A 14,459-nucleotide genomic window follows, 5' to 3' on the forward strand; every position below is an offset into this window, starting at 1 on the left:
GCTTATTCACCACCTTGTGACACTTGGGCAGATGTAAAAGTCGCCATCTTTAACATGTTCGTAGCGAACTGCAAGAGCGGAAACGCGACAGCCGCTCCGCTGCCTTCTCCTAAACGCATTCCTAAATCAACAAGCGGTTCTTTTCCTAACAGCTCTAACGCCACTCGATGTCCCGGCTCTTGTGAGCGGTGACCGGCGATCATATAGTCGCCAACATGCGGATGAAACAAGTTCGCGACAAGGGCGGCCGTTGTGCAAATAAATCCGTCAAGCAAAATTGGAATACGCTCTTCAGCTGCTGCTAACATGGCGCCTGCCATCGCGGCGATTTCTAAACCGCCAATTTTCGATAAAAGCTCAAGCGGAGCGGAAGGGTCAGGCTGATGAAGCGCTAATGCCCGTTCAATTACTTTTCTTTTATGTTCAACCATTTCATCAGAAATTCCTGTTCCTTTTCCGACAAGCACATCGACTGGCTTTCGACTAATCGCAGCTAAAAGAGCGCTTGCCGTCGTCGTATTGCCAATGCCCATTTCACCGACAATTAAGCAGCGAATGCCGTTTTCGATCATTTTTTTCGCTTGACGATGGCCGACAAATAATGCTTGCTTCGCTTCCTCGTTCGTCATCGCTTCTTGTTCGCAAAAATTGTTCGTTCCATATTTAACTTTTTCATTGACAAAGTCTTCTCCCGGAATATCCGTTGCCACTCCGACATCGATGACAGCAAACGAAGCGCCGATTTGCTTACTGAAAACGTTAATCGCCGCCCCGCCGCGCACAAAATTGAGCACCATTTGTGCCGTTACTTCTTGCGGAAATGCTGAAATCCCTTCTTTTGTCACGCCATGATCCGCGGCAAACACGAGCACACCAGGCGGAGTAACCGTTGGAAAGTGCGCTTCCGTCATTTCTGCCAGTTCAATGACGAGTTGTTCTAAACGTCCAAGGCTTCCGGCAGGTTTTGTTAACTGGTCCACATATGCGCTCACTTCATTTCCGATTTGTTTGTTTAATGATGGGACGTTAAACATTTGTTTTCCTCCTTTGAAACTCCATCATTTTCCTTTCGATCATTTCGACTTGTACATGTTGTTTGACACAATCAGCAAGTCGGTCGAATGCTTGCTCGCGCAGCGTTCGATACGAAGGACGATCGTATAAAGGTTCAAGCCCTTTTTTCCGTCGAATTTCATTTAGTAGATGTCTACGGAATGTGTCATTATGAAAAAGATCGTGAAAATATGTACCAAAGATGCGTTCATCTTCTGTTTTACATCCATCAGTTCGTCCGTTGATCTGAATGAGCGGAACATGACCTTCACAACGAGCGGATCGTCCCATATGAATTTCATACCCTGTTACTTGGAATCGTTCGCCCGCAAATGTCAGCATTCCTTCCGAAAGAACGGTTGTTTTTTCTTGTTCTAGCGTCGTGTCAATGGGAAGGAGCTGTAGGCCTTCGATATATCCGATTGTTGTTTCTACACAAAAAGGATCACGGACACGCTCGCCAAGCATTTGATAGCCGCCGCAAATGCCGATGATCGTTGTCTCTGTCTGCTCATACAGACGCTTGATTTCAACAGCGATTCCGCTTTCTTTCACATAAAGCAAATCTTCAATCGTATTTTTGCTTCCCGGCAAAATCAACACATCTGGCTGTCCGATTTCATCAGCCTTCGTAACAAAGCGAACGCTGCAATCCGGTTCGGCAAAAAATGGATCGATATCCGTAAAATTGGAAATGCGTGGATATTGAATCACGGCGATATCAATGGCTTTTTCTTGATCTTTTTTCGCTGAAAATTGGGCAAGAGCAACAGAATCTTCCGCATCAATATATAAATCTCTCATGTATGGAACAACGCCGAGCACCGGCACGCCGGTATACTGCTCAAACCAATCCAATCCAGGCTGTAAAAGCGAGCGGTCGCCGCGAAACTTATTAATAATCACACCGATGACGCGCTTTCGGTCCTCTTCGTCTAAAAGCTGTAACGTCCCTACTAAACTCGCAAACACGCCGCCGCGTTCGATGTCGCCAATTAAAACAACCGGCGCATTCGCCATGCGGGCAACACGCATATTGACAAGTTCCCGATCGTTGAGATTAATTTCCGCTGGGCTTCCGGCTCCTTCGATGACAAGCCGTTCATATTGGCTCATGAGCGCCTTTAGCGAGTGCTCAATCACTTGCAGGCCGATATGAAAAAACTCCGTCCGATACGCACTTGCTTTCATATTCGCATACGGACGTCCGTGCACAACGATTTGCGATTCGTTTTCGCGGCTCGGTTTAATTAAAATTGGATTCATATCGGTCGTCGCAACAATCCCGGCTGCTTCCGCTTGAATCCCTTGGGCGCGGCCGATCTCTTTGCCATCGATCGTCACATATGAATTGAGCGACATGTTTTGCGATTTAAACGGTGCAGTTTTCCAGCCGGATTGGGCAAAAATGCGGCAAAATGCGGTCGTAATCACGCTTTTTCCCGCGTCAGAATGCGTTCCTTGAAACATAATCGGCAGCGCTTTACCCATCATTCTTCACCTGCTCGCATCGTGCAAGCCACCGTTCAACCATTGGCGGACATGACGGAAAATAAAAATGAACATATCCAGCGATCAAATTTTTTTTCATATAGCCATCCTTTTTTGTGCCGCGCAATCCTTTCGTTTCATAGGCAAAATTAGCTGGCTCCGCATGAGTAAACGTCGAATAATGAAATTCGTGCCCTTTCGCCATTATACCATTTGGCAGCAAAAAATTCCCTTCCTCTCCTTTTACCTCGCGATAACCAAGCGCCGCTAACTTCGTATGCATGCGAACGCTTCCCGGAATAATGCCGACCATGTCGTAAAGGTGACCGTCTGTCGTTTCAATGCCTTCTGTTAAATACATAAACCCGCCGCATTCAGCAAGCGTTGGCAGTCCGCGGTCAATCGCTTGTTTGATCGATTGTTTCACATGTTCTTGCTTTGATAACTGTTCGGCGAATTCTTCTGGAAATCCCCCGCCGATATATAATCCGTGCACATCATCAGGAAGCGGCTCTCCAGCAAGCGGGGAAAAGAAAACAAGTTCGGCGCCGTACGCTTCCAACAGCTCTAAATTTTCCGGATAGTAAAAGTGAAATGCGGCATCTTTCGCCACTGCAATGCGCACATTGTACGTCCGGTCAACCGACAAAAATGAATGCTCAGCATCTAAATCGGGCGCTTCTGCCAATTGCCATAACGCCTCGAGATCGACAGTTTTGGTAATCCGTTCCCCTAACTGCATAAAAAAATCATCCAATTCGCCGCGCTCAATCGATGGAACAAGTCCTAAATGCCGTTCAGGAATCGATAGCTCCTCATCTTTTTGTAAAAAGCCGATGACTGGAATGCCGCATGCTTGTTCAACCGCTGCTTTAACTAAACGAAAATGCCCTTCGCTCCCGACACGGTTGGCAATCACTCCCGCGATCTTCACACGCTCGTCCAATAATTGAAATCCGCGTACGACTGCCGCTGCGCTTCTGGCCATTCCGGAACAGTCGACAATGAGCAACACAGGGCTTTTTGTGATGACGCTTATTTCCGCTGTCGTTCCTTCATTCGTCGTTGCCTGTTTGCCGTCAAAAAGCCCCATCACTCCTTCGATGATCGCAATGTCCGCTCCTTCGCTCCCTTTTTCGCATACCGCTTTCACAACATCCTCTCCGCCCATCCAGCTATCTAAATTGCGCGATGGGCGCCCTGTCACGGCAGTATGATATGTCGGATCGATATAATCCGGACCGCATTTAAATCCTTGCACGGTATATCCTTTTTTCTTTAATGCGGCCATAAGCGCGATCGTTATGGTCGTCTTGCCGACGCCGCTTCCTGTCCCTGCGATGACGATTCTTCGCATTCTACTCCCCCTCATGTTTGAACAAAGCAACGGAAATGGTGACGTTGCCTGACTTTTTCTTAACAAGCGCAAGTTGTTTGGCACCGCTATACAATTTCGCCGCAGGCTCGCTGACACCGTATGCCCCAGTATAGCGAAAAACGGTTTCGGAAGGTTGCTCGATTTCGATGCGGTTCAATTCCTCCGGTGTGTAATAAACAAATTCCCAGCCGTATTTTCGTGCAACTTCGAGCAATCCTTCTTCATCTTTTTTCAAATCGATCGTGCATACCGCTTTGACGCTTTTCAGCGAAAACTGAAGCTCTTCTAACGTTTCGATGATGACCGTTTCGATTTCTTCAGCGGACGTGCCGCGGTTGCAGCCAATACCAAGAACAATTACTTTCGGCCGGTACAAGACGCCATTTTGCAAAATCGCTTCTTCGTCTTTTGAAAGAAGGCGATGCGTCACGACGAGGGCGGCATCCGGTTTTGCCGCAAGCGCCGCGGCAATCGATGAATATAAACGAATATTCTCAGGCAGCGGCGTATTATAGTTCCACCAGTTCCGCTCGCCCGATTCTTGGACGATGGCCACATGTTGTTCGTTGACAACGGCGGCGCTTACCGGTGTCAATTTTTCATCGGATTCCCATACCCAGCCAAATGACCGTCCGAACAAATCAACGGCGATCGTCTTTTGCACATCGGACGCCGTTGTAATAACCGGATGCGCTTGTAATAGATGAGCGACTTGGCGCGTCAACTCGTTCGCTCCACCAAGATGGCCGGATAAGACGCTGATGACATGCTCGCCTTTATCATCAATGACAACAACCGCCGGGTCGGTTTTTTTATCCTTTAATAGTGGTGCAATCATGCGCACAACCGCTCCGAGCGAAATAATCAAAATCAGTCCACGATATGTAGCAAAAAGAGACGGCAACAAAAGCCGAACATTTCCTTCAAATAGACGAATGCCTTTTTCTTCTTCATCGCCTTTGGCAAACTTATTCGTATAGTATACGTGGGCGCCCGGAAGCTGCTCGCCAAGGCGGCGCGCAATATCGACCCCATGTTTCGTAATGGCAACGACAGCGTACATTCTTATCCCTCCCCTCGCCGATATCCGTGCGTAAACGTTTTATCATACAATTTCGAACGGTAGTTATGTTCTGTAATTGACCGATCAAGCGCCCATCCAGCAAGGATCAACGCATGTTGACGAATGCCGTTTGCGCGCATATCTTCATCAAGTGTTCCGACCGTTGAATGAACGATTTTTTGATCAGGCCATGTCGCTTTGTACACGACAACGACTGGCGTATCCTCACTCCACCCTGCTTCAAGCAGTGCTTTCGTTACTTTTTTTGTTAACGTGGCGCTTAAAAATAATGCCAACGTACAATGATGTTTCGCCAATTCCTCGAGTTTTTCTTTTTCTGGAACAGGCGTCCGGCCTTCTGCACGCGTTAAAATAACCGTTTGGGTTAAATCGGGAACGGTAAGCTCAGCCTGCGCAACAGCGGCAGCGGCAAAGACCGAGCTGACGCCAGGGACGATTTCCACTCCGATTCCTTCTTTTTTTAGTAGAGCGATTTGCTCGAGTGTCGCTCCATAAATCGATGGATCGCCGGTGTGAAGGCGCACTATTTTTTTTCCTCTTTTCACTCGTTCAACCATCATCGCAACAATTTGTTCTAAATGCATCCCCGCTGTTTGAAACACTTCTGCTTCCGGCTTGGCGTATTGCAATAAAGCGTCATTGACGAGCGAGTCGGTATAAAAAATCGCGTCAGCTTCTTGTAATAACGTCATTCCTTTTACTGTGATCAGTTGTGGATCGCCCGGACCGGCACCGACAATATACACCTTCATTTTCTCACCACCATGAGCGTTAAATATTCGAGCTCTGCTCCTTCAAGTTGTTCAACGTTCCAAATGATTTCTTCATTGGACGTTACTTTCGTCACAACAGCTGCGTTTTGTATTAAATCCAATTCACGCAGCAGCCGTAACATCATATCGATCACTTTCGCGACTTTCAAAAAGACAACGCAATCATGATCTTCCAAGGCTTTTTTCATTGCCTCATAATCATCCCGCGCCGGAATGATCGCCACATGTTCATCACCGTCAGCAAGCGGTAGCTGCAGACGAGCCGCTGCTCCGTTAATCGATGAAATCCCTGGCACAATTTCAATCGGAACGTTTGGGTAGTGTTGCAGCATCGTTCGCATAAAATGAATAAATGTGCTATATAAGAGCGGATCTCCTTCCGTCACAAACGCGACATTTTTTCCCGATGAAAGATGCATCCATACAGCATTCACCGTTTCGTTCCATTTTTCCTGTAAAACCGTTTTGTCTTTCGTCATCGGGAAAACGAGACCGAGCATTTCTTTTTCGTCTGGCGAAAAATACGCTTCAACAATTTGTTGGGCGTAGCTTTTGCTGCCGCGCTGCTTTTTTGGATAGGCAATCACATCTGCTTCTTTTAAGCGGCGAAACGCCTTCACCGTCAACAATTCCGGATCGCCCGGACCAACGCCGATACCATATAATGTCCCAATCATTCGCTTTCGTCCTTTCTGTACGCAGAAATAATATAAATCGGGTTTAATGCGTCAAAGCGCGTTAATTGCAAAATTGGCTTGCTTCTTGATAATTGGGCTAACGTTATATCAACATGAAATCCACGTTTTCGTAACCCATCCACCGCTTCATGCAATGTTTCGATCGTCACCGCATTGACAACGATGCGTCCGTTTGGCTTTAAGCGATGACAACAAACATCAAGAAGTCGATCCATTTCTCCAGACGTTCCGCCGATAAAAATGGCGTCAGGATCAGGAAATTCATGTAAATGGTCCGGCGCCCGACCGTGAACAAGCGTAAAATCGGTGCGAAATTTTTGCATATTTTTCCGGCAAATCTCGATATCATGTTCATTTTTTTCAATCGCAAATACTGCTCCCTCGCGCGCGATTTTCGCCGCTTCAATCGCCACCGAACCGGTGCATGTGCCGATATCCCAAACGATGCTCGTTTCCCGCAACTGAAGCGCGCTAATGCTTAAAATACGAATTTCTTTTTTCGTAATCAATCCTTTTTCCGGTTTGCGCTGAAAAAATTCATCATCGTCGATCCCGAGTGACCAAGTCGGACCAACTTTTACTTTTTGTAAAATGACTATATTTAATGGAAGAAACTCGGTCTCAGCCATCTCTTCCAATTCAAAAAAGCGGCAGCGTTCGTCTTTACTGCCAAGATTTTCTCCAACGAATGCGCGATATTCAGTTATCCCGTATGAAAGCAAATATTTCGCAATTTCATTCGGTGAATTCGTATCATCTGTTAAGATGGCTATTTTCTCCCGACCATCAATGCGCTGAGCAAGCCCCTTCATACTTCGGCCATGGACGCTAATAAATGTTGCATCTTGCCATTTTTCACCCATTTTCGCAAATGCCCACTGCACGGAGCTAACTGCCGGATACACTTCAATCGGGAGTTTGCGGGATAAATAGCTGCCGATGCCGTAAAACAACGGATCGCCGGAAGCTAAAATGACCGTTCGTTTCGCTTCATGACGCAATCGCTCGACAAGGGAAGAGAGACCGCCTTGAATGACGATTTTTTCTCCTTGATAATCTGGAAAAAATGATAAATGGCGCTCTCCCCCTATTAACAACTCACTTTCGTAAATCCAATGTTCATATAAAGACGGCAAACTTTGTTTTCCATCGGCCCCAATGCCAATCAATTTAATCGGTTGCATCTTTTCGCACCGCCTTTCCTAAAAATTGACCGCTTAACGTATATAACGTTGTTTCGATGACGAGTCCGCCGCCAACCTCTTTTAATGCTGCAAGGCAGCAGTAATCACATAGCTTTTCAAAAAATAGCGTATTTCCTGCTTCTTGCATAAGATCGCCGACTTGTGAGGCCGTATTGGCTTCGCGAAGCGAATGAATGAGCTCAGAGGAAGCACCCGCTTCTTCGGCAATCGCTGCTAAAAAGTGAAAATCAACAGGTGCGCTTTTGGAATGAACCATCATAATGCCTTGCGCCACTTTTGAAAATTTCCCCATCATCCCAACCATCGATACTGTTTTCATGCCGTGTTTTTTGCATTGTTTTAACGTAAAGCCGACAAAATCGCCCATTTCGATAAACGCTTCCTCTGGCAAATGAGCGTATTGTTTCATTGCATATTTTTCGCTTCTACCGCCCGTTGTAATGACCACATGTTCACAGCCGGTCGCTTTAGCCACTTGTATTGCCCGAACGATGCTTGCGCGGTAGGCGGACGTCGAAAACGGAACGACGATGCCGCGCGTTCCTAAAATCGAGATGCCGCCGATAATACCAAGCCGGGCATTTAACGTTTTTTTCGCAATTTCGGCCCCGCCTGGAACGGAAATGACGATGCGCACACCGCGTTCAATTCCATATTGCTCCAGTATTTGATGCGCTACTTCCATCATCATTTTGCGTGGCACTGGATTGATTGCTGCTTCGCCAATCGGAACGGGAAGGCCTGGCTTTGTCACCCGTCCAACGCCTTCCCCGCCATCTAGTTCAACGCCCGTTCCATCGGTCCATGACACCGTCGCAACAATGGATGCTCCATGCGTTGCATCTGGATCATCGCCGCCATCTTTCATTACGACAGCTGTTGCGGAATCAGCTTGAATATCGCATCGTTCTACTGAGAATGTCACCCATCGTCCAATCGGCAAATAGATCTTTGCTTCCGCTTGCGGAATGCCGGTAATGAGAGCCGTTAATGCCGCTTTCGTCGCGGCGGTTGCGCAAGCCCCTGTCGTATATCCTTCACGCAACTGTTTTTCTCCCATTGTCTACCCTCGCTCTGCTAAAATCGAAAGCGCATTAAGCGCCGCCACCGTAACGGTGCTTCCCCCTTTGCGGCCGACGTTCGTAATAAACGGAACATCTAGTTTCGCCAGCTCTTCTTTCGATTCTGCCGCGGACACAAAGCCGACCGGCAGGCCGATCACTAAACCGGGACGCGCTTCTCCTTCTTTAATTAAACGAATGAGTTCAAGCAGTGCCGTCGGCGCATTGCCGATCGCAAAAATGCCGCCTTCTGCTTCTTTGACAGCTTTTCTCATCGCCACGATGGCGCGTGTCGTGTTTAGCCTTTTTGCTTCTTCGATCACATCTGAATCGGAAATGTATACATGAACGCTTCCGCCAAATTTTTCGATACGTGTTTTATTCACACCGACTTGCACCATTTGCACATCGGCAACGACTTTTTTTCCAGAGCGAATCGCGCGAATGCCCGCTTCGATGGCGTTTGGATGAAACAGTAAGCTTTTGCCTAACTCAAAATCAGCCGATGCATGAATGACGCGCTGGACGATCGGATATTGTTCTTTCGTAAAATGGTGCTCCCCGATTTCTTCATCGATGATTTGAAAACTTTTTTCTTCAATTTGTTGCGGTTGAACAGTTATAGGACGAAACTCTGTACGAAAATCCACTAATAAAACCCCTTTCATTGATTAATCGATAATGGTACATGCCGATGCAATGCAGCAATGACATCAGAAAATTCCGAATACACGGTTTGGTACTGAATCGTTGGACGACGAATGATCACCGTTTCAATTCCTAACTCTTCGGCAGCGGCAATTTTTTCATCGACAAACCCGACTTTGCCGCTTTCTTTCGTAATTAATAGCGTGACGCCAAAATGTTTGAAAAGCGCGATATCCAATTCTTTTGTAAACGGTCCTTGCATCGCGACAATATTTTCTTGCGGAAATTGCAGTTGTTCGCATTTTTCCATATTGTCTTTGCGCGGAAGCATGCGAGCAATGACGCGCAAATCCGGTAAACCGAGCAATTTTTTTGCAAAAATATGCAACGTTTTGCTTCCCGTCGTCAGCATCACAACCCCTTTTTTCTGCGCTGCGTATTCCGCTGCTTCTTCATAGCTGTCGACAAACGTTACATGTTCGGAAGCGACTGGCGTTGCTTTTCGCTCATAACGAATGTACGGAACGTTCGCATCAGCGGCGGCCTGCATCGCGTTTTTCGATGCTTCTTCCGCAAACGGATGGCTTGCGTCTACGACCGCTTTCGCTTTCTTTTGCTGAATGAGCTCTGTCAATTGCGCGGCTGTTAGCCTCCCGAGGTGTACCGATAAACCAGCATGCTGCAATTGCTCCGCTGCATGTTCGGTCACGACAGTCGCCATGACATGATATCCGGCCTTTTGAATTTCAAGTGCCAATTGGCGCGCATCGCTCGTTCCTGCTAAAACGATAATCATAACATCCTCCTTAATGATGATGGTGATGGTGGTGATGATGGTGTTCCGTCATATGAAGGCGATATTGACATAAATCGCAGTTCATCGAGACGGTTTGGCCGAGCGCTTCTTCTAAACGGTCAAGCACGATCGTTTTCAGCTTCGGATGAAAGCCGAAATATCCGGCTAACGAAAACTGCACGTCCGGGTAGAGGCTATAAAACTCGTCCACTTTTCTTTCAAGCCTTTTAATCAACACACCAGTAAATAAAAAGTACGGCAAAATGACGACTTTTTTTGCTCCTAGCTTGATGCAGCGTTCTACTCCCTCATCTAAAAGCGGATTTGTCACTCCCATAAACGCGGGCTCAACAAGCGAATAGTTTGTCCGCTCCCAAAAGAGGCGGGAAATTTTATACAAATCGCTGTTCGCATCCGGATCGCTTCCACCACGCCCAAGTAAAAGAACCGCTGTATTTGGATCAGGCGTTTCCACATGTTCGCCGATTTCTCGCAATCTTTCTTGTAAAATCGCAAATGTTTGTTCATGAATGCCGATCGGGCGGCCGTACGTAAATTTCACGTGCGGATAATGCCGCTTCGCCTCGTCAATCGCCGCTGGAATATGAAGCTTTGAATGGCCAGCCGGTAACAAAATAAGCGGAATAACAACGACTTCATCGGCTCCTGCATCGACGCAGCGCTTCATTCCTTCAAGCATTGTCGGCAAACCAAACTCTAAAAAGCATGTTTCCACATGAAAACGAGCATCGATACTCGGACGGAGCTGTTCGACAAATTGAAATACTTGCTCGTTTCCTTCCGGATCACGGCTCCCGTGTCCGACAAATAAAATAGCTTTCACGTTATCTCTTCCCCCTCATTCCCCGCATGCGGGCACTTCAATCTTTGCTGTTGAATGTTCTTCTTGATAAACAAATCCTCCTACTTGTTTTTTACGTTGGAAAAACTTATGGAATCTCTCATTCGGATGTCCGTGTTCCTTATATTCTTGAATAATGCGAGTCACAACTGGTACGATTTCATGAGGCGGAATTCCTTCCGCCACGAGCTGTCCTGGATGGGCGTTCCGTCCGACCGTTTTCCCGCCTAAAAACAAGTCAAATGCTCCTTTTCGATAGACGATGCCGATATCTTCTCGCACTGCTCCATAACATGCCATGCCGCAGCCGTTAAAGCCGAGTTTTAATTCTTTTGGCAGCGCGAGCCCGCTAAGCTGCTCATGCAGCTGCTCAGCGTACGGAATCGAATCTTTTTTCTCACCATCGCAAAAATCGCACGCTTTTACCGTCAATACATCGCCAATCGGAGCGATCATAAGATCGGCTTCCTTCAATCTAGCGATGATGCGATCAGGGTCGGAAGTTGGTATTGCAAGCTTCAAGTAATGGTCTGGCGTGTACATCATCGTTCCTTGTTCCCCGACGATTTCAGCAAGCACCATCATTTGCTTCGGTGTAAACGTTTTGTTCGCTATTCCCGAACTGACGGCTATTTCTAAAATCGCTGGCGCCATCGTTAGCTGTTTGCGTTGCTGAATGGCGACTTTCTGCAATGCTTCCTCTGCCGTATCGCGAACATTCGCTTTCACTTGATCGAGCGCCCACGGCTCTGCTTCTTTGCGCAGGCGTTCATGCGGCTTTAGCGGTTGTTCAAGAGCGTTTAACGTATATTTTCGCTGATAGCCGCGCGGGGTAATCATCAAGCCGTCGTGAACAAATGTCGACGAGTTGCCGATAATGACCGTTGTTAACATGCCGATGTCGTGCTCGAGCATATGCTCTAAATCGGTCAAAACAATTTGTTGCCGTTCGCGATAGGCGCTTTTCACTAGGCCAACAGGTGTTTTCGGTGAGCGGTAGCGCAAAAGAATACGTTGCGCTTCGACGATTTGCCGCGTTCGTCTGCCGCTTTTCGGATTGTAAAGAGCGATCACGAAATCAGCTGCTGCCGCTGCTTCGATGCGCTTTTCGATGAGCGCCCATGGCGTTAAATGGTCGCTTAAACTAATGGTACATGCATCATGCATAATCGGTGCGCCTAATAGCGCTGCACATGAGTGAATCGCAGAAATGCCAGGAATGACTTCCACTTCGATTCCGCTCTCTTTCGTCCATCCTTTTTCAATTAATACTTCATAAATAAGACCTGCCATTCCGTATAAGCCCGCATCCCCGCTTGAAATGACCGCTACTTTTTTTCCTCGTTCCGCCCACTTCACTGCTTCTTGCGCCCGGCTTACTTCTTCCGTCATGCCAGTGCTAATGATTGGTTTATCTCCGATCAAATCGGAAACAAGTTCCACATATGTCTTATAACCGATGACTATATCGCTTTCTTCAATGGCTTCCCGCGCCCGCTTTGTCATGTGATCGACACTCCCTGGCCCGAATCCGATAACGAGCAATTTTCCGCTCATCTTACATGCCCCCTTTCCACGTTTCAATAATGATGGATACCCCTAACCATAAACTGTAAAAACTCGTTGCCGTCCCAAGAATAAAAAACAATGTTTCTCTCATTCTCGCTTTCATAAATCCCCATGATAAACAAAATGTCATCCCAATCGTCGCAATCAATAGCCCGATGACAAATAAGGACAATTGCAACGCTGCCGCGCTCATGTCCGCTTTCCCCGCTGCATGCGTTAAAATAGCGAGCTGTGTCGGGCTTTCGACACCAATTCCATGAATAATGCCAATGATAAAGGCGCTGATCCAACCGAAGCGAAGCAATGAAACAGAGCGATTAGAACCGTTGTTTCTTTGCAAACGCCGAAGTATGGCATCGATTAATTCATGAAGCACTTTGATTCGGCTTTTTACTTCATTTTTGTAAAAGAGCGAAAAGAGCATCATCCCTCCGAGAACGACCAAAGTGCCCCCTACTACTGCCTCTACCAAACGGACAGCTTGGGCAGGAAGATGAAACCCGATAAAAATCGCGATCAGCCCCATGAAAAATACGATCAGCCCGTGACCAAATGCATACATAATCCCTAACGACACTTGTTTTTTGCGATGCGACTCACTCCCTACCATATCAGCAATCGCCGCCACGTGATCGCTGTCCATTCCATGCCTCATTCCAAGAAAAATCGCTAACATGGCATACGTCATAAATTCCATTATTCCTCACCTCATTTTGAAATTCCAAGGGAAGCATCTGTCATTTCTGAACGAACAAATCCTTTCATTTGTTCGTATTGATACGTGATCGCTTCCACTAGCGGCTGACCGTTCAGAAGATGTTGCTGGACAAGTTTTTTTCCGACTTCCGGGGTAATCCCCTTGTACCAAATGCCTTCTGGATACACGATGACAACGCACGCATCTTCGCAGCGGCCGTTGCAGCGCGTCCGTGTTGTATGGACGTCGCTATGTAGTTCAAGCCGTGCAATTTCTTCGCGAATGGCGCTCGTGACTTCCTCTCCTCCTTTTCGCATGCAGCTTCCGCCATTGCAAATCAATACATGATGTTTCGTCCCTGCTAAATTCCATGTCGCCATACAAACCCTCTCCTTTTTCCAAAATAAAAAGCACCTCTATATGTAGAGGTGCAGAAAAATGCATACAAATGATCCAAAAAAGTATACGATTCCCCCGCACGTCTACCTATAATCCCGTAGGTATCCGTCCGAGCAAATAAGGCAGGTCTCCTGACTTAGGATCATCGCTTCATTGCGCCTTCCCGAAGTGTTCTTCAGTGACATGATTGCAATGAAACTCCCCATCACAGTGGCGGGTACCGTGACGGCTTTTCACCGTACTTCCCTTTTAAGCCTCTTCTCACATGAGAAAGGCACCTTACTCGCTATTGACGATTTATTCAGTTTTTACGAAACAAGTTGTTCATTCACAATAGTAAGATAAGTTTTGGAAAAGAGTCAACTATTTTTTATTTTTCAGAAAGTTTTGTTTGCGAAACAACGATGCCATCGCTGTCAGCATATACATAAGTGCCCGGCTCCCAGCGCACGCCGCCAAATTCAAGTACGGCATCGCGCGATCCTTTTCCTTCTTTTTTGCTTTTGACTGGACATGTACCAATGGCCATGACTCCAAGCGGCATCGCGGCGATTTCCGCCGAATCGCGAATGCAGCCGTTGATAATGACACCGGCAAGACCGCGCTCGCAAGCAATTTGTGCCAGACGGTCGCCAAGAAGCGCACAATTTCGCGATCCTTTTCCGTCGACGACTAAAACCGTCCCTGCTGGAACCGTTTCAAGCGCCTCGCGGACGAGCACATTATCTTCAAATACATCGACCGT

The 14,459-nt window shown here is 47.2% G+C and carries 15 protein-coding genes and 1 riboswitch; all 15 genes read right to left on the reverse strand.

Annotation, left to right across the window (positions count from 1 at the left end; genetic code table 11):
- Positions 1 to 2: 2 nt before the first annotated feature.
- A complete protein-coding gene (cobT, locus tag HNQ34_RS13465; protein ID WP_183255471.1) occupies positions 3 to 1,034 on the reverse strand; it encodes a nicotinate-nucleotide--dimethylbenzimidazole phosphoribosyltransferase in 1,032 nt (343 codons plus the stop codon).
- Positions 1,027 to 2,544, reverse strand: coding sequence for a cobyric acid synthase (locus tag HNQ34_RS13470; protein WP_183255514.1), 1,518 nt, complete (start codon positions 2,542 to 2,544; stop codon positions 1,027 to 1,029). The genes cobT and HNQ34_RS13470 overlap by 8 nt, the downstream gene beginning before the upstream one ends.
- The gene (locus HNQ34_RS13475) at positions 2,537 to 3,901 is read right to left on the reverse strand and encodes a cobyrinate a,c-diamide synthase (protein ID WP_183255473.1); all 1,365 of its coding nucleotides are present in this window, start codon (positions 3,899 to 3,901) and stop codon (positions 2,537 to 2,539) included. The genes HNQ34_RS13470 and HNQ34_RS13475 overlap by 8 nt, the downstream gene beginning before the upstream one ends.
- Before the next feature lies 1 nt (position 3,902).
- Positions 3,903 to 4,985 carry a cobalt-precorrin 5A hydrolase gene (locus tag HNQ34_RS13480; RefSeq protein ID WP_183255476.1) on the reverse strand — a complete coding sequence of 361 codons (1,083 nt, stop codon included), beginning with the start codon at positions 4,983 to 4,985 and terminating at the stop codon, positions 3,903 to 3,905.
- A 2-nt stretch (positions 4,986 to 4,987) separates the two neighbouring features.
- The gene (gene cobM / locus HNQ34_RS13485; RefSeq protein WP_183255479.1) at positions 4,988 to 5,758 is read right to left on the reverse strand and encodes a precorrin-4 C(11)-methyltransferase; all 771 of its coding nucleotides are present in this window, start codon (positions 5,756 to 5,758) and stop codon (positions 4,988 to 4,990) included.
- Positions 5,755 to 6,456, reverse strand: coding sequence for a precorrin-2 C(20)-methyltransferase (cobI, locus tag HNQ34_RS13490; RefSeq protein ID WP_183255481.1), 702 nt, complete (start codon positions 6,454 to 6,456; stop codon positions 5,755 to 5,757). The genes cobM and cobI overlap by 4 nt, the downstream gene beginning before the upstream one ends.
- Positions 6,453 to 7,661 carry a precorrin-6y C5,15-methyltransferase (decarboxylating) subunit CbiE gene (cbiE, locus tag HNQ34_RS13495; protein ID WP_183255483.1) on the reverse strand — a complete coding sequence of 403 codons (1,209 nt, stop codon included), beginning with the start codon at positions 7,659 to 7,661 and terminating at the stop codon, positions 6,453 to 6,455. Before cbiE ends, cobI begins: the two co-directional genes overlap by 4 nt.
- Positions 7,648 to 8,742 (reverse strand): cobalt-precorrin-5B (C(1))-methyltransferase, encoded by a 1,095-nt coding sequence (locus HNQ34_RS13500; RefSeq protein ID WP_183255486.1) that lies wholly within the window; start codon positions 8,740 to 8,742, stop codon positions 7,648 to 7,650. Before HNQ34_RS13500 ends, cbiE begins: the two co-directional genes overlap by 14 nt.
- Positions 8,743 to 8,745: 3 nt before the next feature.
- On the reverse strand, positions 8,746 to 9,393 hold the full coding sequence (locus HNQ34_RS13505) for a precorrin-8X methylmutase (protein WP_183255489.1): 648 nt from the start codon (positions 9,391 to 9,393) through the stop codon (positions 8,746 to 8,748).
- Positions 9,394 to 9,407: 14 nt separating this feature from the next.
- Positions 9,408 to 10,187, reverse strand: a complete 780-nt coding sequence (gene cobK / locus HNQ34_RS13510; RefSeq protein ID WP_183255492.1) for a precorrin-6A reductase — start codon at positions 10,185 to 10,187, stop codon at positions 9,408 to 9,410.
- A gap of 10 nt (positions 10,188 to 10,197) precedes the next feature.
- The gene (locus tag HNQ34_RS13515; protein ID WP_183255494.1) at positions 10,198 to 11,031 is read right to left on the reverse strand and encodes a sirohydrochlorin chelatase; all 834 of its coding nucleotides are present in this window, start codon (positions 11,029 to 11,031) and stop codon (positions 10,198 to 10,200) included.
- A 15-nt stretch (positions 11,032 to 11,046) separates the two neighbouring features.
- Complete coding sequence (gene cobJ / locus HNQ34_RS13520) at positions 11,047 to 12,606, reverse strand: precorrin-3B C(17)-methyltransferase (protein WP_183255498.1); 1,560 nt, start codon at positions 12,604 to 12,606, stop codon at positions 11,047 to 11,049.
- Between the two features lies 1 nt (position 12,607).
- On the reverse strand, positions 12,608 to 13,315 hold the full coding sequence (locus HNQ34_RS13525; RefSeq protein ID WP_183255500.1) for a HoxN/HupN/NixA family nickel/cobalt transporter: 708 nt from the start codon (positions 13,313 to 13,315) through the stop codon (positions 12,608 to 12,610).
- A gap of 11 nt (positions 13,316 to 13,326) precedes the next feature.
- The gene (locus HNQ34_RS13530; RefSeq protein WP_183255502.1) at positions 13,327 to 13,695 is read right to left on the reverse strand and encodes a (2Fe-2S) ferredoxin domain-containing protein; all 369 of its coding nucleotides are present in this window, start codon (positions 13,693 to 13,695) and stop codon (positions 13,327 to 13,329) included.
- Positions 13,696 to 13,818: 123 nt separating this feature from the next.
- Positions 13,819 to 14,011, reverse strand: a riboswitch (cobalamin riboswitch).
- A gap of 73 nt (positions 14,012 to 14,084) precedes the next feature.
- Positions 14,085 to 14,459, reverse strand: a 375-nt coding sequence (gene rraA, locus HNQ34_RS13535; protein WP_183255504.1) for a ribonuclease E activity regulator RraA, incomplete at its 5' end; no start/stop codon positions are given.

This window comes from Anoxybacteroides tepidamans (assembly GCF_014201465.1).
Lineage (GTDB): Bacteria > Bacillota > Bacilli > Bacillales > Anoxybacillaceae > Anoxybacteroides > Anoxybacteroides tepidamans.